Here is a 25,277-nt window from a genome sequence, read left to right as displayed (position 1 = left end):
GCACGCGTGTCCTGTGTTTTCCGGCTGGTGTGGGTGCCATGGCGATCAAGAGTAGGCCGAGCGCTGTCCTTGTGAACAGTGGCGGCCCTACCTGCGGTTACTGGTCAGTCAGTTAGTACGTGGACTACTGTGCGCGAAGGAAAACCCAACTGTGTGACGCAGCGAACATCTCGACGGGACCCCCTGTCGCAGAAGCCATACCGGCGGGTAACGTCCGGGCCGTCCAGTCGTGCTCTGCATTTCAACAAGTGAATGCCTGAGTACCTGCCCGAGCCTTGGACCACACCGTCGCAGCACACAACGTCGTGGCGCCGGCGCCCTATGAGGAGCAGCAGTCTTGCGCGAGTTCAGCCTTCCGGCTTTGTACGAGGTCCCTGCGGACGGAAATCTCACCGACATCGTCCGCAGAAACGCCGCGCAGCACCCGGACGTCGCCGTCATCGCCCGCAAGATCGGCGGCACCTGGCAGGACGTCACGGCCACCGTCTTCCTCGCCGAGGTGCACACGGCCGCGAAGGGGCTGATCGCCGCCGGTGTCCAGCCGGGCGACCGGGTCGGCCTGATGTCCCGCACGCGCTACGAGTGGACGCTGCTGGACTTCGCGATCTGGAGCGCGGGCGCGGTGACCGTGCCGGTGTACGAGACCAGTTCGCCGGAGCAGGTGCAGTGGATCCTCGGTGACTCGGGCGCCACCGCGTGCGTCGTGGAGTCGGACGCGCACACGGCCGCCGTCGAGTCGGTGCGCGACCGGCTGCCGGCGCTGAAACACGTGTGGCAGATCGAGGGCGGCGGCCTCGACGAACTGGGCCGGCTCGGGCAGGACGTCACGGACCAGACCGTCGAGGAGCGCGGCTCGATCGCCAAGGCCGACGACCCGGCGACCATCGTCTACACCTCGGGCACCACCGGCCGCCCCAAGGGCTGTGTGCTCACCCACCGCAGCTTCTTCGCCGAGTGCGGCAACATCGTGGAGCGGCTGCGTCCGCTCTTCCGCACGGGCGAGTGCTCGGTGCTCCTCTTCCTGCCGCTCGCGCACGTCTTCGGACGGCTGGTGCAGATCGCGCCGATGATGGCGCCGATCAAGCTCGGCTGCGTCCCGGACATCCAGAACCTCACCGACGAGCTGGCCTCGTTCCGCCCGACGCTGATCCTCGGGGTGCCGCGCGTCTTCGAGAAGGTCTACAACTCGGCGCGCGCCAAGGCGCAGGCCGACGGCAAGGGCAAGATCTTCGACAAGGCCGCCGACACCGCGATCGCGTACAGCAAGGCGCTGGACACCCCCTCCGGCCCGTCCTTCGGCCTGAAGATCAAGCACAAGACGTTCGACAAGCTCGTCTACAGCAAGCTCCGCGCGGTCCTCGGCGGCCGGGGCGAGTACGCCATCTCCGGCGGTGCCCCGCTGGGCGAGCGCCTGGGCCACTTCTTCCGCGGCATCGGCTTCACGGTCCTGGAGGGCTACGGCCTGACCGAGTCCTGCGCGGCCACCGCGTTCAACCCCTGGGACCGGCAGAAGATCGGCACGGTGGGTCAGCCGCTGCCCGGCTCGGTGGTCCGGATCGCCGACGACGGCGAGGTGCTGCTGCACGGCGAGCACCTGTTCAAGGAGTACTGGAACAACCCCGGCGCGACCGGGGAGGCGCTGGCCGACGGCTGGTTCCACACCGGTGACATCGGCACCCTCGACGAGGACGGCTACCTCAGGATCACCGGCCGCAAGAAGGAGATCATCGTCACCGCGGGCGGCAAGAACGTCGCCCCGGCCGTGATCGAGGACCGCATCCGGGCGCACGCCCTGGTCGCGGAGTGCATGGTGGTGGGCGACGGTCGGCCGTTCGTGGGCGCGCTGGTCACCATCGACGAGGAGTTCCTGGGCCGCTGGTGCGCGGACCACGGCAAGCCGGCGGGTTCCACCGCGGCGTCGCTGGGCGAGGACCCGGACCTGCTGGCCGCGATCCAGGCGGCGATCGACGACGGCAACGCCGCGGTGTCGAAGGCGGAATCGGTGCGGAAGTTCCGCATTCTGTCCTCCCAGTTCACGGAGGAGTCGGGCCACCTGACCCCCTCACTGAAGCTGAAGCGGAACGTGGTGGCGAAGGACTACGCGCACGAGGTCGAGGCGATCTACGCGAAGTGACGGTCCGCCGAGGAGGCTAGGGCGCCACTACGGTGCCCAGGCCGCTGTCGGCGGGTGTGCCCGCGGTGGCCGGACCGATGAAGACGCCGGTGCCGTCGGCGCCGACGTGGACGACGGTGCCGTCACCGGAGTTCTCCCCCGGCGCACCGATCGCCAGGCCGGTGGACGAGGTCCCGGTGAAATCGCCCGCCGCGACGTCCGCGCCGAAGCGGTCCCCGGCCTCGGCGGCGCCGGGGAGCCCGTCGGCACCCTGATTGAGGACCCGTGCGGATGCCACCGTGAGGTCGGCGGTCAGCCGCAGGACCAGCCCGGCGCCGGCGTCGGCACGAGCGGTTCCGTCCCCGGTGAGGTCCTCGCCGGGCACGCCTGCCAGGACATCGAGGACGCCGTCACCGTCGATGTCGCGCAGCGCGACCGAAGTGCCCATGGCGTCACCTGCTTCGGCGGTGCCGGGGATGCCGTCGGTGTCCTGGTGGACGGTGACGGCATCCCCGGGGTGGTTGAGGCCCCACGCGTGGCCGCGCTTGATGGTGACCTGTCCCCCTGCCCGGCCCTGGGCGTCGGCGGCGAGCGGCTGACCCACCACCAGGTCGTCGTGGCCGTCCTTGTCGATGTCGCCGGCGTCGAGGGAGCGGCCCGGAGGTACCTGGGCGCCGAAGCCGCCCGTGAGGCCGTCCGGGCCGCCCGTGAACTCGAAGACCTTGCCGATGCCGTACGTGTCGACGACGGTCACCGCCAGATCGTCATAACCGTCGGCGTCGAAGTCGCCGACCGCGCCGTCCATGGCGACAGCGGGATCGAAGCTCACGCCGTGGGTGTGAACGGCGCCGGTGGCACTGTCGCGCCAGACGAGCCAGGAGCCGCTGCGGGCGGTGCCGGGGCCGAGGCCGATCGCGTCGTCGAGTCCGTCGCCGTTGACGTCTCCCACCTCCACGTCGGTGCCCAGCCGTGCCGCGGCCGACGGTCCCCAGTGGGCGCCCGTGGTGAAGGACGTGCCGGCGCTGAGGTCCGAGGCACCGGTCAGGACGGTGACGGAGCCACGGTCCGCGTTGCCGCCGGTGTCGTTCTCGCCGGGCGAGCCGACCACCAGGTCGAGTCGGCCGTCGCCGTCCAGGTCGCCGGCGGCGGTGGCTGCGCCGAAACGGTCGCCGGGCTCGGCCGACCCGGGTACCGAACCGGTGTCCTGGGTGAGCGTGTGCCGACCGATCGCGGTGGGGCCGACAGCGGACCCCGGCAGGACGGTCACCGAGCCCGCCGCCGAAGCGGTGTCGGGGGTACCGGCGACCAGGTCGGAGGAGCCCGAGGCATCGAAGTCGTACGGGGTCCCGGACCCGGCCGCGTGCGCGGGATACGACGTCAGGCCGGAGGCGGCCAGCACGGCGCAGGCGACGAGGGCGAACGCTCTCGCTTCCCTCCTCACGCCTTGCTCTTCAGCCAGGTGACGATGCGGTCGTACACGCCCGGCTCGCTCAGCAGGGAGCCGCCGTGCGCGGAACCGGCGACGACCTGGGTCTGGATACGGCCGTTGGGCACGCCCTTGGCCTCGGCCGTGGCCTCCAGGTCGGTGGAGTGGACGGGCGGTACGAAGTCGTCCTCGGAGTGGATCAGGTACATCGGAGCGTCGGCCGGGTCGACCCAGTTCTTGGAGACCATGCTGCGCCATGTGTCCCAGCAGGAGGGGTGGAGCGTGGTGGAGGTGTCCTCGGAGTCGGGGTAACAGCGGGCGAGGACGGTCGAGTTGTCGCGGAGTTTGCGCTTCTTGGCGTCGGTGGAGGTGTTGCCGTCGTTCCACGCCCGGTAGGGAGAGGCGACGGGCGAGAGGGCGACCACGCCCTTGAGTCTCAGAGCGTTGGCCCCGTGGGTGGCCGCGTCCGTGGCGAGCTGGCCGCCTGCCGAGGAGCCGAGGAGCAGCATCCGGTCCGGGTCTACGTCGAACTCGGCGGCGTGGGAGCGGATCCAGGCGACGGCGTCGGCGACATCGTCCCGCTGGGCGGGCCACGCGGCCTCGAAATTGAGCCGGTACTTGATGGCGAACACCTGGAAGCCCTCGGCGGCGAAGCGCTCCGCCGAGGTTGACCAGTCGGTCTGGTGGTACCAGTAGCCGCCGTGGATCAGCACCAGCGCCGGCTTGGGGCCGGAGCTGCTCGCGTTCCAGTGGGCGTCGAGGGTCTGGCGGGCGTGGGTGCCGTACTTGTGGGTGGTCTTGGCGGCGCCGGCCTGCACGGACTGTGTGGTGCGGGCGCTGTCGGCGGCCGGGGACGTCGAGACGGTGGTGGACAGGGCGGCGGCGCCGGCCACGGTGAGGGCGGCGAGGGCGGGCAGCAGTAAGCGGCGCATGGGAGTGTGCTTTCAGGCAGGAAGAAGTCGGGTGACGGGCCGGTTCCGCGACACGAGCGTGTCGCGGAACCGGCTGAGGTGGGTCCGAGTGCGTCGGTGCGTCAGCGGATCACGGAGCCGAACGTCTCACCGGCCGCGGGCAGGCCACCGGTGCCCGGCTGGAACGTCGTGACCGGCTGAGTGGCGCCGCTGAGGACGTTCGCCCACGGCACCGCGTGCGCGGACCCGTAGGAGACGGGGCCGTTGGGCAGGCCGAGGTAGAGCTCGGTGCCAGTCGCGTGGAGGGAAGTGCCCACCTTCTGCGCGTTGCCCAGGGCACCGGGGATGCCGAACTTGCCCGGGTACACCGTGTTGATGAAGGCGCCGTTGGTCAGGCTGAAGGTGTAGACGGTGCCGCCGTCGGTGGCGCCGGTGCTGTCCTCGCCGGGCACGCCCACCGCGAGCAGGGTGTTCTGCGCGCTGCTGACCCCGCCCGGGGCGGTGTTCACGGCCGACAGCGACTGGCCGAAGGCGTCACCGGCCTCGGTGGCGCCCGGGACACCGGTGGTTCCCTGGTAGATGCCGGAGATCTGGGTGAACCCGGAGGCCGTGAGGCGGAAGGTGTCGACACGGCCCGCGTTGGCAGCCTGGGAGCCGTCCTCGCCCGGCGAACCGACGGCCAGGATCGACTCGGTACCGTTCGCGGCGGCGTTGGCCCGGTACTGCACAAGAGCCAGGGACGCGCCGAACCGGTCGTCGGCTTCCGCGCCGCCCTCGACGGTGTCGAGGTCCTGGTCGATGCCGGTCACTCCGGTCGGCAGCTTGTCGGCGTTGAGGGTATGGCTGAAGAGAGCGACACCGCCTGCGGCGACGAGCGAGCCGATGGCCTCGCCCGGGGCGCCCACCGCGAGGTGCTGAGGCGAACCGGCGATGGTGGAGCCGAACTTGTCGCCCGCCTCCATCCCACCCGGCACACCCGCCTTGTCCTGGTGGATCAGGACGTTGGAGGTGCCGGTGCCGCGCAGATAGAGGACCCCGCCCGCGTCGGTGAGGCCCCCGGCGGCGTCCTCGCCGGGCGCGCCGACTGCCAGGTACGGGTCACCGGTGAGCGTGGTGCCGGCGGCGAAGGCGGCGCCGAATTGGTCGCCGGACTCGGACGCCATCGCCGCCAGGGCGCCGGTGCCGGAGCCCTGCTCCAGGGAGACGGAGGCCTTGCCCTTGGCCAGCCCGGCCGTGGCGCCGTAGAGGACGGTGACCAGGCCGGCGTCGGTGGCCGAGCCCAGGTCCTCGGAGGGTGCTCCCACGACGAGGTCGGTGCAGCCGTCGAGGTTGTGGTCGAAGGTGGCGAGCGACGCGCCGAAACGGTCCTTCGCCTCCGAGCCGCCCGGCACCGCCTCGAGGTCCTGGGTGATCTCGGCGGTGCCCTTGCCGCCGCCGTACACCACCCGGACCAGCCCCGCGCCGACGTCGCCGCCGACGGCCGCGTCGGGGTCGGCGACGGCGGTGTCGCGGACGCCGTCGCAGTTGAAGTCGGTGACCGGATCCGCCTGCATGGTCGTGTCCAGCCAGGAGCGCAGGTTGTCCACGCGGGTGGCGACCGCGCCGGTTCGGGTCTCGTCCGGGTCCGAGCCGAAGCAGCCGCTCTGCCAGGACCTGGTGGCGACGGCCACGACCTCGTACCCGCCGGCTCCGCCGGTTCGCGCGCGCAGTGCCGGGCCACCGGTGTCACCGGCGCAGACGGCGACGCCGTCCTTGCCGGCCAGGCCCAGGGTCTCGGTCGCCATCGTGCCGGCTGTGAAGGCGCCGGCGTGCAGCTTCAACGGAGACCATTCGGTCTTGGTGCGGCCGAACCCCGGGATGGTGAGCGTCTCGCCGGTGGTGGGCATGGTGCTGCCGACCGCCGCCGGTGTGACACCGGTGACCGGCGTGGCGAGGCGAGCCAGGACGACATCGCGGTCGGTACGCGGAACCAGTTCCACGACCTGACGGACCTGACCGGCTGTGCTCGTCAGGTCGGTGCGGCCGATGGTGGCGGTGGTGGTCTTCGCGGGCTTGCCCGCGCGGATCTGGAAGCTCTGCTGCGGGTTGTCCGCGAAGCAGCTCGCGGCGGTCAGCACCCAACGTGAGTCCACGAGCACACCGGAGCAGGCTCGTTCGCCGGAGCCGATGTCGAGTCGGGCGGTGAAGGTGAGAGTTCCGTCGGTGCTCGGGGTGCCGGTCACGGCCTGCGCGGGGCCGCCGGTGAACGCGCCGGTCAGCAGGGCGGCCGCGACCGCCGTACTCAACAGCGCCGTGCGAGGGCGAAGAGGAGACACGTTCGTTTCCTTCGGACTTCGAGTGGGGACGGTGGCCGTGTCTGGCCGCCGTCGGGTGGGCGGGTGTGGTCTCAGCACGCGGATCAGCCGGTGACGCGGATCTCCAGAAGCACGGTGGATGGCTCGCCCAAGCCCTCGCCGACGCCCTTGAGTTCGTTCTTCTTGACGTCGACGGTCTGGCTCCTGCCCTCGGCGGTCAGCTCCGCCCGCACCGGGTGGCTCTCGGCCTGGATGCCGTAGACGTCGGGCAGTTCGAGGGCGAGGTAGCCGCTCGTGTGCGTGGCCGCGAAGCAGAACTCGCCGCCGCCGACCCGCGTCATGACCTTGATCTGGTCGGCGGCGTCGTTGCAGGCGGCCAGGGTGATGCGACCGTCGCCGCGTTTGAGGGTGATGCCCTGCTCGGCGAGGATCCGGTCCGCGCCGGGGTAGGAGAAGTCCTCGACCGCGACCGGCGGCTGGGCGTCGGCGGCGCCGGAGGGTGCCGACTTCGGGGCGGCGGTGGCCAGAGCAGTGCCTCCGGCGGCGACAGCTCCGATCATGATGCCTGCGAGCAGGACTTTTCGGGCTCTGGATATCACGAAGGATTCCTTCCGGGAAACGACATGCGGGAGCATGTGAATACGGGCCGGCCGGCAGAAGCGGATCGGCACCGTCGGCATGCCGGAACGGCATGCCGAGAAAGGATCCAGGAACGCAGAGATACGGTAATGCGCGCGAAAACACCGGGAACTCCGCCCGGTCGACACGATTCCCCTTCGCCCCCCAGAAAGCGTCCCGGCGTAATCGCCTCAACGCCCCCTTCGCGGCCGCCCGGTCCCGGCGGCGATCGCACGATAGCAAGCAATCGCCACCTAAACACCCCACAGGTGAAACACACCACTCACACTCTTTGATCACGCTTTTTTCGGATGTGTACGGCGCACCTTGGACCCCTTTGCGCCGAATTTGCCAGCGTTTTACCGTATCCTCGCCCCCGCCTCATGTGCCTGACGTCACATCAGCAATCCACTTGCACGCGTCCGAAAACCGTCTGGCCCAGCCGCACCCGGAACCGGATGCTGGAAATCCCGGCGTATTCTCAACGCGGCCGAAATTCGGTGACTGGTCCGTTGGTTGACCAGAAAACGAAATGGGTGCTTGTTCCTTGACTCAGAGATTCAGAACCCGGACTGGAATATTCCGGTTGGCCGGGAGAAACCACCGCGCACACGTCGCCCGACATTCCGTCCGGGCACTCTGCCTGGCCCTTTTCCTGTCCGTCACCGTCGGGCTGCTTGGCGTCCCTGCCCATGCGGCGACGACCGAAGCCGTAGACCCCGGCGACGAGACGAGTACGGACCACATCCCCGCCACCCCGCGAGGGGAGGTCCTCAAGGCCTGGAAGGCGGGCGGACCCGGCGTGAAGGCCGCCGCGGAGGCGGCGCTGCTGGGCACGGACGCGCAGGTGCGCGCGTTCCTCGACAACGAGCGTGCGGTCGCCGAACTGTCCGACGACCGGGTGGCCACCGTGCAGGTCTTCTCGGCCGGCGGCCGGGGCGTGCGCGAGGCGGCCGAGAAAGCCCTGGCCGGGACCCCCGAAGAGCTGGACACGTTCCTGAAGTCGGGCTGGCAGGCGCCGCTGGAGCAAGACCAGCGGGTCCGCGCCATGCAGATCGTCAGTGCCGGTGGGCCAGAGGTGAAGGAGACCGGCCAGGCCGCACTGAACGGCACCGCAGAGGACGTACAGCGCTTCATCACCGAAGGCCAGTACGACGCCCGGCGCAACGACGAGCGTGTGGAAGTCGTGCAGATCCTCAGCACCGGCGGACCCGCCACCAGAGAGGCGGCACAGGCCGCGCTGGACGGTACGCACGAGGACGTCACCGACTTCCTGGAGGTGGGCCAGCACATCGCCCGGGCCCGGGACCAGGAGCAGGCCACCGTCGAGGACCTGGTCGCCCTGGTGAAGGAGGCCGGTCGGCAGGCGCGGGAAGAGACGGAGGCGGCCAAGGAGGCCTCCGCACGCGCCATCGCGGCGACCAAGCTGGCCAAGGAAGCCGCGCAGAAGGCTGCTGCCGAGACCGCGGCTGCCAAGAACGACGCGACCAAGGCGTCCAACGCCGCCGGCCGTGCCGCCGACGCCGCTCACGGGGCTGCCAAGGCGGCCCAGGAGGCGATCAGTGCCGCCCGCGCCGCCAACACCTCGGCACGGATCGCGGCCAACGCCGCGTCCCAGGCGGCTTCCGCCGCCGCTGCCGCCGCCCAGGCCGCATCCCGGGCCCGTAGCGCCGCGGCCGACGCGGCCACGAACGCGGGGAAGGCCGATGCCGCGCGCAAGGCCGCCAAGGGCGCCTACGCCGCGGCCGAAGGCGCGGAGACCGCCGCCGAGGCGGCCGACCACGCGGCGACCGCGGCCGACGAGGCCGGCAAAGCCGCGAAGGCCGCCGCCGGCGCGGGCACCAACGCCGACAACGCCGCGACCGCGGCTCAGGAGGCGAGCGGTCACGCCAACGTCTCCGCCGCCCAGGCCCAGCGGGCCCGTAACGCGGCCGCCGATGCCCGGCGGCAGGCAGCTGAGGCCACCCGCGCCGCGAACCGGGCGGTGACACTGGCGGGGAAGGCCGCCCAGGCCGCCCGGGAGGCCCGGGACGCCGCCAACTCGGCAGCCACCCACGCCCGCAACGCCGGCAAGGCCGCCGACGAGGCTGCCAAGAACGCCGGTGACGCGGCCACCGCGGCCACCGAGTCCAAGAAGCACGCCACCGAGGCCAAGAAGGCCGCCGACGCCGCGACCGCGGCCGTGGTCAAGGCCAAGAGCACCTTCGACCTGGCGCGTGAGGTGGAGACGGAGGAACTCGCCGACCGCCGGTACACCGAGGTCGAGAAGGCCAAGGCGCTGAAGACCTCGGACGACGAGCGCAAGGCGCGTGAGCAGAAGGCCGCGGCGGAGAGCCGCGCGGCCGACGAGGAGGCGGTGCGTCTGGCCGCCGAGGTGAACGCGCCGGACGTCGATGTGCCGACCGCCGCCGGCAAGGCCCGCAAGATCGCGCTGCATGCCGCCAAGACCCGCGGCCCGTGGAGCGCCACCACGGCCGAGGCCGCCCTGGCGGGTTCGGACGCACTGGTCGTTGAGTACATCCGCTCCGGTCTGAAGGAGGCCGCCCAGCGCGACGAGTACGCGCGTACGGTCAACCTGGCGTGGCAGTCGGAGTACGAGCCGGTCCGTACGGCGGCCAAGACCGCGTTGAACGGCGACGCGGCACAGATCAGCGCCTTCATCGCGACCGGTCAGCACGAAGCGGCCCGCCACGACTACCGCATCAAGGTCACCCAGCTGATGCAGAACGCCGGGTCCGCCGTGAAGAAGGCCGGTCAGGAGGCACTGGACTCCGGCTCCGCCGACAAGGCGCGGGCGTTCGTCCACACCGGGTACTTCACGGCCCGGACGAGTGACGAGCGGGTCCGCGCCGTCCAGTTGCGCAGCACGGGCGGACCGGAGCTCAAGGCCGCGGCCGACGTGGCGCTGGCCGGACCACCGCAGGTGCTGCACCAGTTCATCGAGGTCGAGCAGTACCGCGCGGCACGCCAGGACCAGCTCACCACGACCCATGTCTCCCGGGTTCAGGGTCTGATCGCCGGGGCGGCGAAGATCGCGGCGACGGCACAGCAGGACGCCGCTCTGGCCGCCAAGGTGGCGGCCGAGGCCATCCAGGCAGCCGAAGAGGCGACGAAGCACGCCAACGCCGCACGGGAGTCGGCGAGGCAGGCGGGCGAGCACGCCAAGGAGGCGGACGCGCACGCCGACGCGGCGGAGAAGTCCGCGGCCGACGCCGCTGCCTCGGCCAAGAAGGCCCGGGCCGCCGAAGCCGACGCGAAGCGGGCCGCGCGCTCGGCCGACCTGTCGGCCGACCGTGCCACCGCCTCCGCCGCCGCGGCGCAGGTCTCCGCGAGTGACGCCTGGGCCGCGGCGGACGCCGCGTACGCCTCCTCGATCGAGGCGGGCAAGGACGCGGTCGCCGCGAGCAAGGCGGCGGACGCGGCGGGCGACGTGGCGTTCCGCAAGCTCCAGGAGGAGATCCGCCAGCACTTCGCGGACATCGTCGCCGAGGCCGAGGAAAGGGCTCTGCTCGCGGAGGACGAGGAGTTCGCGGAGCAGATGGCCAAGCTGAACGAGATCGACTGGGGGCAGTTGCTGTCCGAGGGCGGCCACTTCACCCTCGACATCCTCGGTCTGGTACCCGGCTTCGGTGAGGCCGCGGACGGCATCAACTGCGCCTGGTACTTCGGCGAGGACAACAAGATCGACGCGGGCCTGTCCTGCGCCGGTGCCGTACCGTTCGTCGGATGGGGCGCCGCGGGCGTCAAGTTCGGCAAGTGGGGCACCAAGGCGGACGACTTCTTCCGCAAACTGTTTGGCAAGAACCCGGCGTTCGCGCTGTGCGCGCGGTCGATGGCGCGCACGATGTCGGTCACGCGGGCGGCGGCCGAGGTCAGTTGTCCTGTGGGCTTCCGGGTTGTGGGCAAGGAAATGTTCCAGTCGCCGGGCGGTCTGATCTGGATGCGGCCGGCGGGCGGCGGTCAGCACCGCATCGACCATGTGATGCAGCACACCAGGCCGAACCCCGACAAGCCGCTGCACGGCGTCTTCAAGCAGAAGGACCAGGCCAAGCTCCTGGGACTGATCGACGACGCCTGGAAGAAGCGTGGCACCGATCCGATCATCAACCGGGGCAACAAGGTCTTCCCCGTCGAGTACGACGAAGCGATCGGTGACGGCGGCGAGAAGTTCCTGTGCATCGTCACCCGGTACAAGAGCAAGATGTACCGCGTGATCACCGCGTACCCGTCTGCGTCGAGAAACTGCCCGACCGCCTGACCAGGGAATGACCAGCGACTGCCGTCGGGCCGGTTTCTGGCCCGACGGCGCCAGCACTTCGCCGAACACCGCAAAGGACACCACCATGCTTTCCCTCGACCGCCTCCGGGAGCTCCTGCGCGAGCTGGACGACCCCGACCCCGCCCACCGGGAGATGCCCCGGGATTACGACGTCCCGGCCGCCCGGCAACGCTTTCGGCAGTTCGCCGACGCCGCGGAGCGGCGGTTCGGGCCGTCCGTGTTGGCCGACATGGGACAGGACTCGAGCTTCCTCGGTGTCGTCTCGGTCCCCGCGGAGGCCACGGGGACGGGCCGGCCCCTACGGGTGGCGATGAGCAACTTCGGTCCCTTCGTCACTGCCGGAACGGGCCTCGGACTGGGCATGCCCGGCTGTGAGGATGGCCTTGACGACGAGTTCCTGACCTGGCTTGACGAGCTGTGTACGGAACTCGGCTGCATCCACATGCCCATCGAACTGCTCATGGAACCGTACGCCGGACCAACTGCCCTCGGGGACGACGAGGCCGACGAAGCGATCCTGGCGGCTCTGGCGGCCTCGTCCGCGGACGGGGAGGAGGAAGAGGAAGAGGAGGATGATCTTCCGCCAACCTGGTTGGACCGGTACTTCCAGTACATGTAAAGCGTGGTCCGGCCACCGTCAGGGCGCGGTGTCCTCCACGAGGACCCGCGCCATCGTGCGTTCGGCGAGGGCCGTGATGGTCACGAACGGGTTGACGCCGATCGAGCCGGGCACCAGTGAGCCGTCCACGGCGTAGAGCCCGCGGTAGCCCTTGAGCCGGCCGTAGGCGTCCGTCGCCCGGCCCAGGACGCAGCCGCCCAGCGGGTGGTACGTGAAGTCGTCGGCGAAGACCTTGTTGCCCGAGCCGAACAGGTCGTAGCGGTAGATCGTGGCGTTCGCCCTGTTGATCCGGTCGAACAGTTTCTTCGCCATGCCCACCGACACGGCGCTCTGCGCCGCGCTCCACCCGAGCCGTACGGCGCCGCTCGCCGGGTCGTACGTGAAGGAGGCCCGCTCCGGGTTCTTGGTGATCGCCAGGTAGAGGCTGACCCAGTGTTCGAGCCCCATGGGCAGGGGCGCGATCTCGGCGAAGACGGGGTTGGCGGTGTTGGCCCAGTCGTCGATGCCCATGACCGGCATGGTCGACTGGTTCGCGCCCACCGTGTCCCACATGTGGTTGGCCCGGCCGAGCATCACGTTGCCGTTGGTGCCCCAGCCGGCGCCGACACTCGGGTCCAGGGCGGGCAGGGTGCCCGACTCCCGGGCGCGGACGAGGAGTTCCGTCGTGCCGATGCTGCCGCCGCCGAGGAAGAGGTACGTGCAGGCGTACTCCTTGGTCGCGACGACGGTGCCGGTGTCGTCGATCCGGTCCGCGCTCAGGACGTACGTCCCGTCGGCGGCCCTGCTGATGGACGTCACCCGCTCCATGGTGTGGAGTGTGACGTTCCCGGTGCCGAGCGCGGAGGCGAGGTAGGTCTTGTCGAGGCTGCGCTTGCCGTGGTTGTTGCCGTAGATGACCTCGCCCCCGAGCGCGGACTTGGTCGCCGTCCCGGCCGCCTCGCGCTCCATGTGGCCGAAGTCGTAGACGTTGGGCACGAAGGTGGTCCTCAGCCCGGCGTTGTCCGCGTGTTTGCGGGAGATCCGGGTGAAGCGGTACCACTCGGTGGACTCGAACCAGGCCGGGTCGATGGTGTTGACGCCGAGCATGGAGCGGGCGCGCGGGAAGTACGTGCCGTACATCTCCGCGGTGTCCACGGTGGGGAACTGCTCGGCGAAGTAGGACCGGAGCGGGGTCACCGCCATGCCGCCGTTGACCAGGGAACCGCCGCCGACGCCCCGGCCGACGTAGACGGACATGTGGTCGTAGTGCACGCGGTCCAGGACGCCCGGGTAGGCGCTGATGTCCTTGTTGACCAGGTCCAGCCAGAGGAAGGTGGCCAGCGGGGCCTCCGTGCGGGTGCGGAACCACATGGAGCGCCGGTCCGGGGTGCGGGTGGAGCAGAAGATCTTGCCGTCGGGGCCGGGGGTGTTCCAGAGCCGGCCCATTTCCAGGACGAGGGTGCGGATGCCGGCCTGACCGAGGCGGAGGGCGGCCACGGCACCGCCGTAGCCGGAACCGATCACGATCGCCGGGGCGTTGTCGAGGGCGTCGGGTTCGGCGGCTTGGGCTGATCGGAGGCCGATGCGGGTGAAGCCGAGGGCGGCCGCGGTTTGGATCGCCGCCATTCCCAGGATCTGACGTCTTGTCAGCTGACGTTGCATCAGGTTTGATGTCATGTGCGCAGCATGGGCGGATTATTGGGTTCCGCCTAGTGGGGTGCCGCGTTTTGCTTGTGGGCGGGTGCGGGTTGTTTGTGGCTTGTCGCGCCCACGCGGCGGAGCCGCACATAGGCACAGCCCCGCGCCCCTGAAGGGCAGCTACAGCAGAGTCTTCAGGTGCTCCGCCAGCAGGTCCCAGCGCCACTTCTCCTCGACCCAGGCCCGGCCCCGCTCCCCCATGCGGCGGCGCAGCTCGGCGTCTCCCAGGAGGGTGACGATGCGGTCGGCCGCGTCCGCCGGGGAGCCGCCGCGGACGACCCAGCCGGTCTCGCCGTCGAGGACCGCGTCCGGTGCGCCGCCGGAGTCGCCGGCGACGACCGGCAGCCCGGTCGCGGAGGCCTCCAGGTAGACGATGCCGAGGCCCTCGACGTCGAGGCCGCCGCGCCGGGTCCGGCAGGGCATGGCGAAGACGTCCCCGGCGCCGTAGTGGGCGGGCAGCTCGGACCAGGGGACGGCGCCGGTGAAGCGGACGGAGGCGGCGACGCCGGTCTCCAGGGCCAGCTTGCGCAGGTCACCCTCGTACGGGCCGCCGCCGACGATCAGCAGGACGGCGTCCGGCTCGGCGGCGAGGATTTGGGGCATGGCCCGGATCAGCGTGTCCTGACCCTTGCGCCGCACCAGCCGGGACACGCACACGATCACCGGGCGGTCCGTCAGCCCGAGCCGTGCCCGGACCTCGTCGCCGCCCGAGTCCGGGTGGAAGGTCTTCTCGTCGACTCCGGGCGGCAGCTGCGCCATCCGCGCGGCCGCCTGCGGGCTCAGCGCGCCGGCGATCCGCGAGCGCGTGTACTCGCCCAGGTAGGTGATCGTGTCCGTGGCGTCCCCGATCCGGCGCAGCAACTGCCGGGCGGCGGGCAGCTGGGCCCAGCCGGCCTCGTGCCCGTGCGTGGTGGCCACGAGCCGCTCGGCGCCCGCACCGCGCAGCGCCGGTGCCATCAGGCCGAGCGGGGCCGCCGCCCCGAACCACACCGAGGTGCAGCCGTGCTCTCGCAGCAGCCCGACGGCGCGCCGGGTGACGGCGGGCGTCGGCAGCAGCATGGTCGTACGGTCCCGTACGACGGTGAAGGGCTGCTCGGCGTCGAAGGCGGCGGTCGCCTCGACGCCCTCCCGGCTCCGCTTCCAGGTGGACGCGTAGACGACCAGCTCCCGCGGATCCAGCCGCAGCGCCATGTTGTGCAGAAACGCCTGGATGCCGCCGGGCCGGGGCGGGAAGTCGTTGGTCACGATCAGGGTCTTGCGCACGCCGCCGACCCTACCGAACCCGCCCCTCACAGCCGTGTGGGGCAGCCCTTATGGCACGCTCACAGCTCTGCGGGACATCATGAGCCCATCGAACAGAGCACGCGGACGGGCAGGGATCAGGTGAAGACGACGGGCATGAGGCGGTCCCTGGCATGGCTGCCGGTGATCTGGTGTCTCACGAGGCTGGCGCTGCTGCTGTTCGTGATGAAGGTGTACGTCTTCCCGGGGCCGGACGTGACGAGTGACGTGCGGGTCATCTACCAGGGCTGGTACGACGTCCTCAGCACCGGAACGTTTCCTCAGAACGATGTCACCTGGCAGTACCCGCCCGCCGCCGCCCTGGCGATCCTCTCCCCCGCGCTGCTGCCCTTCCTGCACTACGCGACCGCGTTCTTCGTCCTGGTCTGCGTCACCGACCTGGCCGTCGTGGCCCTGCTGATGTACGCCGGACGGCGGCCCGGCAAGACCCTGCGCGGCGCCTGGGTCTGGGTGGTGGGCGTTCCGCTGCTGGGGCCGACGGTGTACTCGCGCTACGACGTGATGGTCACGGCCGTGGCGGTGGCCGCCCTGCTCGCGGGCGCCCGGCATCCGAAGACCATGGGGGCGCTGGCGGCCTTCGGCGCGCTGCTGAAGGTCTGGCCCGCGATGCTCCTGCTGGCCGCCCGTCGGCGGAGCGCCTGGGTGTCGGCCCTGGTGACCGGCCTCGCGGTGACGGGCGCCTTCGCCCTGGTCATGCCCGGCGGGTTCGCCTTCCTCACCTTCCAGCGCGACCGGGGCACCGAGGTGGAGTCGCTGGGCGCGCTGGTCTTCCACGTCGCCCGGCACTTCGGCTGGCAGGGCGAGGTCCGGCTGAACTACGGCTCGATCGAGTTCCTCGGGCCGTATGTGAGCGAGGTGAGCACGGGCGCGCTGTTCCTGACGGGGGCGGCCTTCGGCTGGCTGGTGCTGTGGCGGCTGCTGGCCCGGCGTTTCGAGGAGCACACGCTCGCCGACGCGGCCTTCGTGGCGGTGCTGATGTTCACGACCACCAGCCGGGTGATCAGCCCGCAGTACATGGTGTGGCTGGTCGGGCTGGCCGCGGTGTGCCTCTGCTTCCCCGGGAGCCGGATGCGGCTGCCGGTCGGTCTCGTCCTGGTGGCGTGCTTCGTGACGGTGCTGGAGTTCCCGCTCTACTTCGCCAACGTGGTGGCCAGCGACGGCCTGGGCCTCACCCTGCTGTTCCTGCGCAACGGCCTCCTGGTCGCCGCCACGCTCCTCGCGGCCCGCGCCCTGTGGAAGGCGACGGTGCCGCGCACGGTCCCCGCTCCCCTGCCGGCTCAGCCGGCCGCCCGTGCCGGGGAGACCCCCGTCTCCTCCTGAACCGGGGCCCTCCGGAACAGCACCCCCGCCAGCCCGCACTGCACCGCCGTCGCGAGCGCCAGCGCGAGACACACGCCCGGCAGCCCGAGCCCCGTCAGGCCGTACGCGAGCGCCAGCTGGACCCCGGTCCCGAGCACGGTCACCCGCAGCAGCGCCGAGGCGCCCCCGCTGCCCTCGAAGACCCCGCCGAGCGCGATGAGGCAGGCCATGAGCAGCAGGTAGGGCCCGACACAGCGCAGAAACAGCACACCCTCGCGCGCGATCCCGGGGCCGGCGCCGAAGGCGGCCATGAGCCAAGGGGCACCGGCGGCCAGCAGGACGGCCGCGGTGAGGCCGAGGGCGCCGGAGAGGAGCACGGCCTGCCGCCCGACCGCCCGCCGCGCGTCCTCCCCCGCGCCCCGGGTGTGCGCGGTGTGGATGGCGGCGGCCTGGCGGACGGCGTAGAAGGCCATGGTCGCCACGTACATGACCTTGTAGGCGATCGCGTACGCGGCCACCGCCGTCACCCCGAGCCGCGCCACGATCGCGACCAGGACCAGGGCGCCCGTCTGCCGCACGGTGAAGTCGGCGGACATGGGCAGACCGGTCGACAGGGTCCGGCCCAGGGACACGGCCAGGGACTCGCCCGTCTGCGCCTCGCGTGCCTCGCGCAGCAGCGCGTTGCGCCGCACCGCGACGAGTCCCGTCGCGAGGGCCACGGACCGGGAGAGCACCGTGGCGGCGGCGGCGCCCTGGACGCCGTACAGGTGGATGAAGAGCGGGTCGAGGGCCAGGATCAGGCCGTTGGAGAGCAGGGCGAGCCGCAGCGGGGTTCTCGTGTCGCCGGTGCCTTTGAGGAGGCCGTCGACGAGTTGCTGGGCGAAGAAGACGGCCATGCCCGGCAGGGAGAGCGTGAAGTAGGCGACGGCGAGCGGGAGGGCGGCGCTGTCGGCCCCGCCCAGCACCAGCCGGGCCAGCGGTTCTCGTCCCAGCAGGCCGCCCGCCACGACCAGGGGCGTCACCAGCGCCCACAGCGCCCATCCGCCGCGCACGGCCGCCCGCACGGCCATGGGGTCGCGGGCGCCCCGGGCGTGTGCGACCAGCACGGTGGTGCCGGAGCCGAAGACCAGGGCGATGCCGAGCAGCACGTTCTCCGTGTTGGTCGCCACGGCCACGGCGGCCACGGCCGGACCGCCCAGCCACGCGACCCAGACGGTGTTGATGATCCCGGCGGCGACGGAGGCGAGCAGCGAGAGGTAGACGGGGCCGGCGAGCAGGAGGAGGTGCTTGCGATGGGCGTTCACGGTGACTGTCCCCCCAGGCCTGACGCTTGACCATCGAAACGAGCTACCTCGATTCGAGGTAGCTCGTTAAGAGGTAGCATGCGTCACACGTCACCCGCAAGGAGGACCGAAGGAGAACCATGCTGGAGCTGTCGATCCTCGGCTTCCTGGCCGAGGAGCCCCTGCACGGCTATGAGCTCAAGGAGCGCATCAAGGCACTGACCGGCCATGTCCGGCCCGTGAGCGACGGCGCGCTCTACCCGGCGATCACGCGCCTGGTCGGGTCGGGCCTGCTCGACCAGCACACCGAGCCGGGCGCGAGCGCGGCCCCGCGCCGGATCCTGGCCCTCACCGACCGGGGCCGCGAGGAACTGCTGGAGCGGCTGCGCCGGCCGAAGCAGACCGAGATCACCGACCACGTCCGCTTCAACACGGTCCTGGCGTTCCTGCGCCACCTGCCCGACCGGCACGAGCAGGCCTCGGTGCTGCGCCGCCGGCTGGACTTCCTGGAGACCCCGACGAGCTTCTTCTACGCGTCCGGCGAGCCGGTCCGCGCGGAGGAGGCGGACGACCTGTTCCGTCAGGGCATGCTCCGGGTCGCGCGGGCGACGGGTGAGGCGGAGCGGGCCTGGCTGCGGGAGACGGTCGCGCTGCTCGATCAGCCGGAGTGAGCGCGGGCGGGCGTCCCGGCATGCGCCCACCCGGCCGCGCACCCGCCCGCACTGGCCACCGCGCGTTCTCCGGCCCGACCCGCGGGCGGCTTGGCCGGCCACGACGCGATCGGCGGCCGGCTGGACCAGTGAACCGCCCCGCCCGACCGCGGCTTGATCAGCTCAGTTGAGCCCGCAGATACTCCTGCCACTGCTCCGTGAAGTCCTCCGGCGTCGTCTCCAGCACGTCCCGCATCGCCTCCGCCACCGCCCCGGCCCGCTTCCGGTGGTCCCCGACGGCCCGGTAGAACTCGCTCAGCCGGGACTCGCCCCAGCGTTCGGCGATCAGCCGGCACGCGGTCCAGCCGCTCTCGTAGGCCCGGGCCAGGTGGCTCGCGTCGCCGGTGAAGCCGAAGTCCTCGTCCTCCGGCAGCGCCTCCGGGAGCCGCCCCTGGCTCACCGCCCGGGACAGTTCCGGCGCGGCCTCGGAGGGGACGCGGCCGGTGGCCCGGTAGCCGGCCCAGTCGGCGTACCCCTCGGACAGCCAGAGGGGCGTGGCGGCACTGGTGTGGGCGCGGGTGGCGACATGGGTGGTCTCGTGGGTGACGACGACCTGCTCGCCGAGACCGCCGAGGAGCGCGAAGGCGTCCGGGTTGACGATGATCCGGTCCGCCGGTGCCCGGGCCGGAGCGCCCGTCTCTCCGGTCGTCACCGCCGCGATCCCCCGGTAGGAGGACGCGGGCGAGCCCAGCAGCCCCGCCATGCCCTCCAGGGACTTAGGCACGAGCAGGACCACGTGCCGGGACCAGTCCGTGCCCCACGCCTCGGACACGGCGGGCACCGCACGGTCGGCCAGGTCGGCGAAGTCGCGCAGCGACCGGCCGGACTGCCCGACGCCGAGGACGAGGCTGCGGGCGCCCCGGACGGCCTGCACCGCGCCTTGGTCCCACAGTTGCTGCGCGGACCTCTTCGCGGGCCGGTCGGCCTCGACGGACCATCGCCCGTTGGCGTCCCGGCTCAGCCGCAGGGTGCGGCCCGCGGTCACCGGCGCCCGGTCGTACCCGGCGACGCGGTAGCGCAGTTCGGCGTCGGCGGTGGCGCTGTCGCCGGTGCGACGCACGTCGGTCACCCGGTACGACCAGTCGGCCAGGGGCACCGCGCGCAGCCGGGCGAAATCCAGCCCCGTGCCCGTCCGTTCCCAGGCCCGCTCGTCGCGGTCGAGGAGGGCGGCGGCCCGCCGGTCCAGGAGCCGCTGGACGTCGGCCGTGGCGCTCTCGGCCGCGGACCGGCCGCCGCACCCGACCAGGGCGACGAGCAGCACGACGAGCGCCACCACCGCGGACCCCGACCTTCGACCAGCCACGTTCCCGATCGTACGGGCGCCGGGCCGCGCGGGTCAGACCCTGGTGACCGAGGAGACGGGCATCATCCCGACCGGGTCGTAGCGCACGGGTGCGCCGGGGTAGGGCGCGTGGATGACCTGGCCGTTGCCCATGTACATCCCGACATGGCTGGCGTCGTCCCGGTAGACGACCAGGTCACCGGGGCGCGCCTCGGACAGCGGGACCTGCCGGCCGGCGTACCGCTGGGCCTGCGAGGTGCGCGGCAGGGACACCCCGGCCTGCGCGTACGACCACTGCGTCAGGCCCGAACAGTCGAATCCGGAGGGGCCGTTGGCGCCCCAGACGTAGGGCCTGCCGACCACGCTGCGGGCGGCGGCGACGGCGGCGGCCCCGCGTCCAGAGGCGGGGGTGGCGTTCCCGAGGTGGGGCAGGTCGCCGCGGCCGGAGCGGGAGGCCCGGTCGTAGGCGGCGCGCTCGGCCTCCGGCAGGGAGTTGAGCAGCCGCCGGGCCGCGGCGAGTTTCTTCTCGACGGACTTCTTGTGGACAGCGACCGTCTTGCGGCTCTTCTCCAGTTCGCGGAGCTTCCCGGCGGCCTCCTCGCGGTTCTGGGCGAGTGCGCGCATGGCGTCCTGGAGGTCCTTCAGCTCACCGGCCTGGTGGGCGGTGAGGCGGTCCAGCCGGGCGGCCCGGTCGAGGTAGTCCTCCGGGTCGTCGGAGAACAGCAGGGCGAGGGACGGGTCGAGGCCGCCCGAGCGGTACTGGGCGCCGGCGAGCGAACCCAGGGACTCCCGCATGGAGTTGATGCGCTGCTGCTGCCGGGCGATCCGGTCCCGGGCGGTACCGGCCTCCTCGCGCAGCCGGTCGGCACGCTCGTCGGCCTTGTTGTACGCCTCGGTGGCCTTCTCGGCCTGCTCGTAGAGGCGGTCCACCTCGGCCCGGGTGTCGTCGTGCGGTGCGGACGCGGCCGGTACCGCGCACAGGGCGGTGGCCGCGACGGACAGGAAACCGACCGCGGCACCGGCGCCCCGGTCGAACCCGGACGGTGCAAGTCGGCGATGGGACCCCACGGGAAGCCGCTCTCCTTCCGCTGACGGACTTGGAAACGCGGCAGACAGTAGCCCCGCGACCGGGGGCAGCCAACGACCATCCGTGGGCACGCGCCACGACGCCCCGCCGCTGACGCAGGTCACCGGCGGGGCGTGGGCTTACTCGAGACTTACGTGATTCCCCCGAACGGCGGACACGGGGGGCTGATCACGAAGAGGTCAGACGCGGACGCCGAACATGAACGGGCCGCCGATGGTGTCCATCGACTCGTAGCGGACGACCGTGCCGGTGCGCGGGGCGTGGATGATCTGGCCGTTGCCGGCGTAGAGGCCGACGTGGTGCAGGTCGTTGAAGAAGAAGACCAGGTCGCCGACCTTGAGCTGGCTGACCGACGAGATCCTGGTGCCGATCTGGGACTGCGCCTCGGAGGTGCGCGGGATCTGCATGCCGGCCGCCGCGTAGGCCCGGGAGGTGAGGCCGGAGCAGTCGAAGGAGCTCATGCCGGTGGCGCCGTAGACGTAGGGCTTGCCGAGCTGGCTCTGGGCGAAGGCGAAGGCGGCGGCTGCGCGGCCGGAGCCGGACGGGACGTTGCCGGTGAGGGCGTCGCGCTGGCTGTCGCGGCTGGCGCGGTCCTGCTCGGCGGCGAGCGCCTGCTTCTCGGCGGCGGTGAGGCTGTTGAGCAGCTTCTGCGCGGAGCCGAGCTTGCCCTGGACTTCCTTCTTCTTCTTGCCGAGCTCGGTGCGGGTGGAGGCGAGGTCCTTGAGCTTCTCGGAGGCCTCGGCGCGCTCCTGGGCGAGTTCGCGCTGCTTCTCCTGGACCTTCTTCAGCGCCTCGACCTGCTGGCTGCTCAACTGGTCGAGCGTGGAGGCCTTGTCGAGGTAGTCGTCCGGGTCCGAGGAGAGGAAGAGCTGGACCGAGGGGTCGATCGAGCCGGTGCGGTACTGCGACGCGGCCGCGAGGCCCAGGCTGTCGCGCAGCTCGTTGAGCTCCTCCTGGCCGCGGGCGACGTTGTCCTGGATGGTGGAGATCTCCTTCTGGAGCTTCTCCTGCTTCTCCTTGGCCCCGTTGTACTTCTCGGTGGCCTGCTCCGCCTCTTCGTAGAGCTTGTCGACCTTGGCCTTGACCTCGTCCTTGCTCGGCTTCTCGCTGGGGGCCGCGTTGGCGGCCTGCGCGCTGAAGGCGACGGCAGCGGCGGCGGCGGTGGTCAGCACGGTCACACGTGCGCGGCTCGGCTGCTTCGGACGACGGTGGGACGCCACGGGTGAAAGCTCCTTCTGCCCCCTCCGCCGTCTCTCCCGATGAGTGATCACCCGAGCGGAGGTTTCGGAGCCCGACCCTAGTGACCTTCCTGTGATCAGTTCAAATCCTCAGATGAAAAATCGCGTCACAGTGAGCCAACTTTTCCCCTGGACTCACAGGCGGTGAGACTCACTTGACTTAACGTGGCCCACAGGTCCCATCAATTCAGGCATCACGCCCGGACGTTACGCAGTCGCCCGTAGGGGGCCTAGGCGCGCGAAAGGCGCTTGAGGAGCATCGCCGAGGCCACCGGGCGGGCACCGGCCCGGGCCACGCCGTCGGCGACCTCACGATCGGTGGAGGCGACGATGACCGGCCTTCCGGGTGGTTCGGCGCGCACGAGTTGACGGATGAGCTCGTCGGCGGTGACTCCCGGCTTGGAGAACAGCACGCGTACGCCGCGCGGCGGCGCCAGCAGGACCGGCGCGGCCAGTTCGGCCCCGTCGAAGACGCACGTCACCTCGGCGCCGCTCTGCGCCGCCAGTTGGGAGAGCTGCCCCAGCAGCCTGAGGCGCTGCTTCTCCAGCGGCATCTGCGGATAGCCGGTCTTGGTGACGTTGTAGCCGTCGACGACCAGATGGGCCTGCGGCAGCGCCAGCAACTGGTCGAGGACCTGCGGGTCGTTCTCGGAGAGCGCGCGGGCGGCGATGTCCTTCGGGGTCATCCGGCCCGGCTCGACGGCGTCCACGGTCTCGGCGGGCCGCACCGACACGGGCGGCAGGGCCAGTTCGCGCCGGAGCCCCTGGGTGGCGTCCAGCAGGGTGTCCAGCAGCAGCCGGACCCGCATGTCCTCGACGCTGCGGCCTTCGCGGGCCGCCCGGCGGGTGGCCTCCAGGGCCGCCTCGGTCTCCCCCAGCCGGGCCTTGAGCCGCCGGGTCTCGCTCTCGGCGGCGGACACCTGGGCGTGCCCCTCGGCGCGGAGGGCCTCCATCTCGCCCTGCGCCTTGCGCAGGGCCGCCTCGCCGCGCTTGACGTCGCTGAGGGCGGCGCGGAGCTTGCGGTGCAGCGACTCGGTTTCCTTCTTGGCCGATTCCAGCTCCGTGCGCAGCCGCTCGGTCTCGGTCCTGGTGTGGTCACGGGCCCGGGCCAGCTCGTCGCGCAGCCGGTCCAGCTCGGCCCGGCTCTCCTCGTCGGCCCGCTCGGCGTCGGCCCGCTGGGCCTCCTCGCCTGCGGCGGTCACCAGCTTCACCCAGTCGGTGGGCCGCAGTACGTAGGCCGCGGCCGCCACGTCGAGCGGGTCCGCGGCCGGGGGCGGGGAGCCTGAGTCGAGGGCGCCGGCGAGTTCCGGCTGGGCCTCTCTGAGCTTCTCCCCGATGCGCTGCCGGAACAGCGGGTCGGTCTCGAGTGCCGAGGCCATGGCGTTGCCGGCGAACTTGGCCCTGCGGTTGGGGGCGAACCGGGCGTACTGCCTGAGCTGCGCGGGCAGCTCGCCGACCGTCAGCGATCCGAAGGCGTCGGAGACGATCTGCACGACCTTGCGGCGCACGCCGTCGGGCAGCGGACGGTCGAGCACCTCGGCGGCGCCGTCGGCCGGCCCCCCGCCTGTGGTCTCCACCATCCGTCACACCCCAATGCCTGTGCGGGGGCCCTGCTCCCCTCAGGAGCCGGCGCCCGGCCTGTCCACGAGTTCCACCTGGTCCACCGCGTTGCACCAGCGGCAGCGCACCGACTCGATGGTCTCACTGAGCACCTCGCGCTCCTCGACCTTCGGCTCTCCGGCCAGGTCCAGGTGGACGTACTCGACGACCTTCGACGAGCGGGTCACGTCGAAGCGCGTGAGGTTGCCGCAGAGGGTGCAGCGCCACCGCGTCTCGGCGGTCGGCAGGGGAACCGTCATCGTGGCCTGTTCTCTTTCCTTCTAGTGTCCGTGACGCCACCGGCTTCCCCGGTGCGTGTGGCTCGTAACCCTACGGCCTGCGAGGTCCTCGTCGCCTGCGTGTCCACGGCGGCGAGGCGGTCTGTGCGGTTGCGTCCGGTTACGTCATGCTTTGTAGCCATGATCAGCAAGTGGAGTGCGTCGCTCGCCCGGGCGAGCGGATCGATCAGGGGGTCGTCGGCGCCGGTGACGTACTCACTGATCGCCCTGTGCTGCACGGTCTTCCTGGCCGGGCCCGCCTCGGGCATCGGCCCGGCGTACGGCTCGGGCGACGATCTGCTCGCGGCGCAGCGGGCCTACTTCCGGCACTGGGGCGTGATCCCCGCAGAACTGTTCGAGGGATCCCCCGGGGCGGCCCTCACCCCGGTGACGGCGCTCTTCGTCCACGGCACCTGGGTGCACCTGCTCGGCAACATGCTCTTCCTCTACGTCTTCGGCGCGATGACCGAGGAGCGGATGGGGCGAGTGCAGTTCATCCTGTTCTACGTCGGCTGCGGCTACCTGGCCCTGCTCGGGTACGCCGTCGCCAACGCGGATTCCGAGCAGTCCCTGGTCGGTGCCTCCGGGGCGATCTCGGCGGTCCTCGGCGCGTTCCTGTACCTGTTCCCCCGTGCCCGGGTGACCAGCCTCCTGCCCTTCCTCTTCTTCCTGCCGGTGCGCTTCCCGGCCTGGGTCGTGCTGCCGTTCTGGGCGGCGCTGCAGTGGCTGGCGGCGGGGCGGGCCCCGGAGGGGCCCGGGGTGGCCTACCTCGCCCACCTGGTCGGCTTCGGTCTGGGCTTCTGCTACGCCTCGGTCCGCTACGGCCGTCCCAGCGGCCCCACTAGAGTGAGGACCGCCCCTGCTCCGGCCCCCGAGGGAGAGAACCAGCCGTGATCACCGCGATCGTCCTGATCAAGACCAGCGTGGACCGGATCCCCGAGATCGCGGAGTCGATCGCGGCGCTGGACAGCGTCAGCGAGGTCTTCTCGGTCACCGGCACCTACGACCTCATCGCGATGGTCCGGGTGAAGGAGCACGAGGACCTCGCCGAGGTCATCCCCGGCCGGATCAGCAAGATCCCCGGCGTCGAGGGCACGGACACGCACGTGGCGTTCCGTACGTACTCGCAGCACGACCTGGAGGCGGCGTTCTCGATCGGGCTGGACAACTAGGGCCTGTCGTTTGGATCACGCCGCAGACGCGGGGCCTGGCACGCACATCTGCCGCGTTCTCGTCGGTCGCCGACTCCCCCACGCTCGGCT

At 71.5% G+C, this 25,277-nt stretch carries 19 protein-coding genes; 7 read left to right on the top strand and 12 right to left on the bottom strand.

What is annotated here, in order from left to right:
- The first annotated feature begins 337 nt into the window (after positions 1-337).
- The gene (locus ACFZBT_RS39040; protein ID WP_391114723.1) at positions 338-2,134 is read left to right on the top strand and encodes an AMP-binding protein; all 1,797 of its coding nucleotides are present in this window, start codon (positions 338-340) and stop codon (positions 2,132-2,134) included.
- 16 nt (positions 2,135-2,150) lie between these two features.
- On the opposite strand, the gene ACFZBT_RS39035 is transcribed toward ACFZBT_RS39040, so the two are convergent.
- The 4 genes from ACFZBT_RS39035 to ACFZBT_RS39020 form a co-directional block, all read right to left on the bottom strand.
- Positions 2,151-3,554 (bottom strand): hypothetical protein, encoded by a 1,404-nt coding sequence (locus ACFZBT_RS39035; RefSeq protein ID WP_391114720.1) that lies wholly within the window; start codon positions 3,552-3,554, stop codon positions 2,151-2,153.
- Positions 3,551-4,471 (bottom strand): alpha/beta fold hydrolase, encoded by a 921-nt coding sequence (locus tag ACFZBT_RS39030; RefSeq protein ID WP_391114717.1) that lies wholly within the window; start codon positions 4,469-4,471, stop codon positions 3,551-3,553. Before ACFZBT_RS39030 ends, ACFZBT_RS39035 begins: the two co-directional genes overlap by 4 nt.
- A 101-nt stretch (positions 4,472-4,572) precedes the next feature.
- A complete protein-coding gene (locus ACFZBT_RS39025; RefSeq protein WP_391114713.1) occupies positions 4,573-6,765 on the bottom strand; it encodes a trypsin-like serine protease in 2,193 nt (730 codons plus the stop codon).
- An 83-nt stretch (positions 6,766-6,848) separates the two neighbouring features.
- The gene (locus tag ACFZBT_RS39020; RefSeq protein ID WP_391114710.1) at positions 6,849-7,343 is read right to left on the bottom strand and encodes a hypothetical protein; all 495 of its coding nucleotides are present in this window, start codon (positions 7,341-7,343) and stop codon (positions 6,849-6,851) included.
- Between the two features lie 605 nt (positions 7,344-7,948).
- On the opposite strand from ACFZBT_RS39020, the gene ACFZBT_RS39015 reads away from it, so the two are divergent.
- Complete coding sequence (locus tag ACFZBT_RS39015; RefSeq protein ID WP_391114707.1) at positions 7,949-11,620, top strand: hypothetical protein; 3,672 nt, start codon at positions 7,949-7,951, stop codon at positions 11,618-11,620.
- A gap of 85 nt (positions 11,621-11,705) precedes the next feature.
- The gene (locus tag ACFZBT_RS39010) at positions 11,706-12,260 is read left to right on the top strand and encodes a hypothetical protein (protein ID WP_391114704.1); all 555 of its coding nucleotides are present in this window, start codon (positions 11,706-11,708) and stop codon (positions 12,258-12,260) included.
- An 18-nt stretch (positions 12,261-12,278) separates the two neighbouring features.
- On the opposite strand, the gene ACFZBT_RS39005 is transcribed toward ACFZBT_RS39010, so the two are convergent.
- Positions 12,279-13,865 carry a GMC oxidoreductase gene (locus tag ACFZBT_RS39005; RefSeq protein WP_391114701.1) on the bottom strand — a complete coding sequence of 529 codons (1,587 nt, stop codon included), beginning with the start codon at positions 13,863-13,865 and terminating at the stop codon, positions 12,279-12,281.
- Between the two features lie 192 nt (positions 13,866-14,057).
- Complete coding sequence (locus tag ACFZBT_RS39000) at positions 14,058-15,200, bottom strand: glycosyltransferase (RefSeq protein ID WP_391114698.1); 1,143 nt, start codon at positions 15,198-15,200, stop codon at positions 14,058-14,060.
- Between the two features lie 120 nt (positions 15,201-15,320).
- On the opposite strand from ACFZBT_RS39000, the gene ACFZBT_RS38995 reads away from it, so the two are divergent.
- Positions 15,321-16,559, top strand: a complete 1,239-nt coding sequence (locus tag ACFZBT_RS38995) for a glycosyltransferase 87 family protein (RefSeq protein WP_391114695.1) — start codon at positions 15,321-15,323, stop codon at positions 16,557-16,559.
- On the opposite strand, the gene ACFZBT_RS38990 is transcribed toward ACFZBT_RS38995, so the two are convergent.
- Positions 16,517-17,842 (bottom strand): MATE family efflux transporter, encoded by a 1,326-nt coding sequence (locus ACFZBT_RS38990; protein ID WP_391114692.1) that lies wholly within the window; start codon positions 17,840-17,842, stop codon positions 16,517-16,519. The two genes, ACFZBT_RS38995 and ACFZBT_RS38990, sit on opposite strands and share 43 nt — an antisense overlap.
- A gap of 119 nt (positions 17,843-17,961) precedes the next feature.
- Between ACFZBT_RS38990 and ACFZBT_RS38985 the strand changes: the two genes are divergently transcribed.
- Positions 17,962-18,492 carry a helix-turn-helix transcriptional regulator gene (locus ACFZBT_RS38985; protein WP_391114689.1) on the top strand — a complete coding sequence of 177 codons (531 nt, stop codon included), beginning with the start codon at positions 17,962-17,964 and terminating at the stop codon, positions 18,490-18,492.
- A 157-nt stretch (positions 18,493-18,649) separates the two neighbouring features.
- On the opposite strand, the gene ACFZBT_RS38980 is transcribed toward ACFZBT_RS38985, so the two are convergent.
- The 5 genes from ACFZBT_RS38980 to ACFZBT_RS38960 form a co-directional block, all read right to left on the bottom strand.
- Positions 18,650-19,834 (bottom strand): hypothetical protein, encoded by a 1,185-nt coding sequence (locus tag ACFZBT_RS38980; protein ID WP_391114686.1) that lies wholly within the window; start codon positions 19,832-19,834, stop codon positions 18,650-18,652.
- A 33-nt stretch (positions 19,835-19,867) separates the two neighbouring features.
- Complete coding sequence (locus ACFZBT_RS38975; protein WP_391114683.1) at positions 19,868-20,881, bottom strand: NlpC/P60 family protein; 1,014 nt, start codon at positions 20,879-20,881, stop codon at positions 19,868-19,870.
- 198 nt (positions 20,882-21,079) lie between these two features.
- On the bottom strand, positions 21,080-22,120 hold the full coding sequence (locus tag ACFZBT_RS38970; RefSeq protein ID WP_391114680.1) for an NlpC/P60 family protein: 1,041 nt from the start codon (positions 22,118-22,120) through the stop codon (positions 21,080-21,082).
- Positions 22,121-22,368: 248 nt separating this feature from the next.
- Positions 22,369-23,718, bottom strand: coding sequence for an NYN domain-containing protein (locus ACFZBT_RS38965; RefSeq protein ID WP_391114677.1), 1,350 nt, complete (start codon positions 23,716-23,718; stop codon positions 22,369-22,371).
- A gap of 39 nt (positions 23,719-23,757) precedes the next feature.
- Positions 23,758-23,997: a hypothetical protein gene (locus tag ACFZBT_RS38960; RefSeq protein WP_003989675.1), complete on the bottom strand. Its 240-nt coding sequence runs from the start codon at positions 23,995-23,997 to the stop codon at positions 23,758-23,760.
- A gap of 159 nt (positions 23,998-24,156) precedes the next feature.
- Here ACFZBT_RS38960 and ACFZBT_RS38955 point away from each other — a divergent pair, with 159 nt between their 5' ends.
- Both ACFZBT_RS38955 and ACFZBT_RS38950 read left to right on the top strand, forming a co-directional pair.
- Positions 24,157-24,909: a rhomboid family intramembrane serine protease gene (locus ACFZBT_RS38955; RefSeq protein ID WP_391114674.1), complete on the top strand. Its 753-nt coding sequence runs from the start codon at positions 24,157-24,159 to the stop codon at positions 24,907-24,909.
- Positions 24,906-25,187, top strand: coding sequence for an Lrp/AsnC family transcriptional regulator (locus ACFZBT_RS38950; RefSeq protein ID WP_030848030.1), 282 nt, complete (start codon positions 24,906-24,908; stop codon positions 25,185-25,187). Before ACFZBT_RS38955 ends, ACFZBT_RS38950 begins: the two co-directional genes overlap by 4 nt.
- Positions 25,188-25,277 lie beyond the last annotated feature (90 nt).

The organism is Streptomyces sp. NPDC008137, assembly GCF_042957035.1.
Taxonomy (GTDB): Bacteria; Actinomycetota; Actinomycetes; order Streptomycetales; family Streptomycetaceae; genus Streptomyces.
This window is presented reverse-complemented; position numbering and strand designations above follow the sequence as displayed.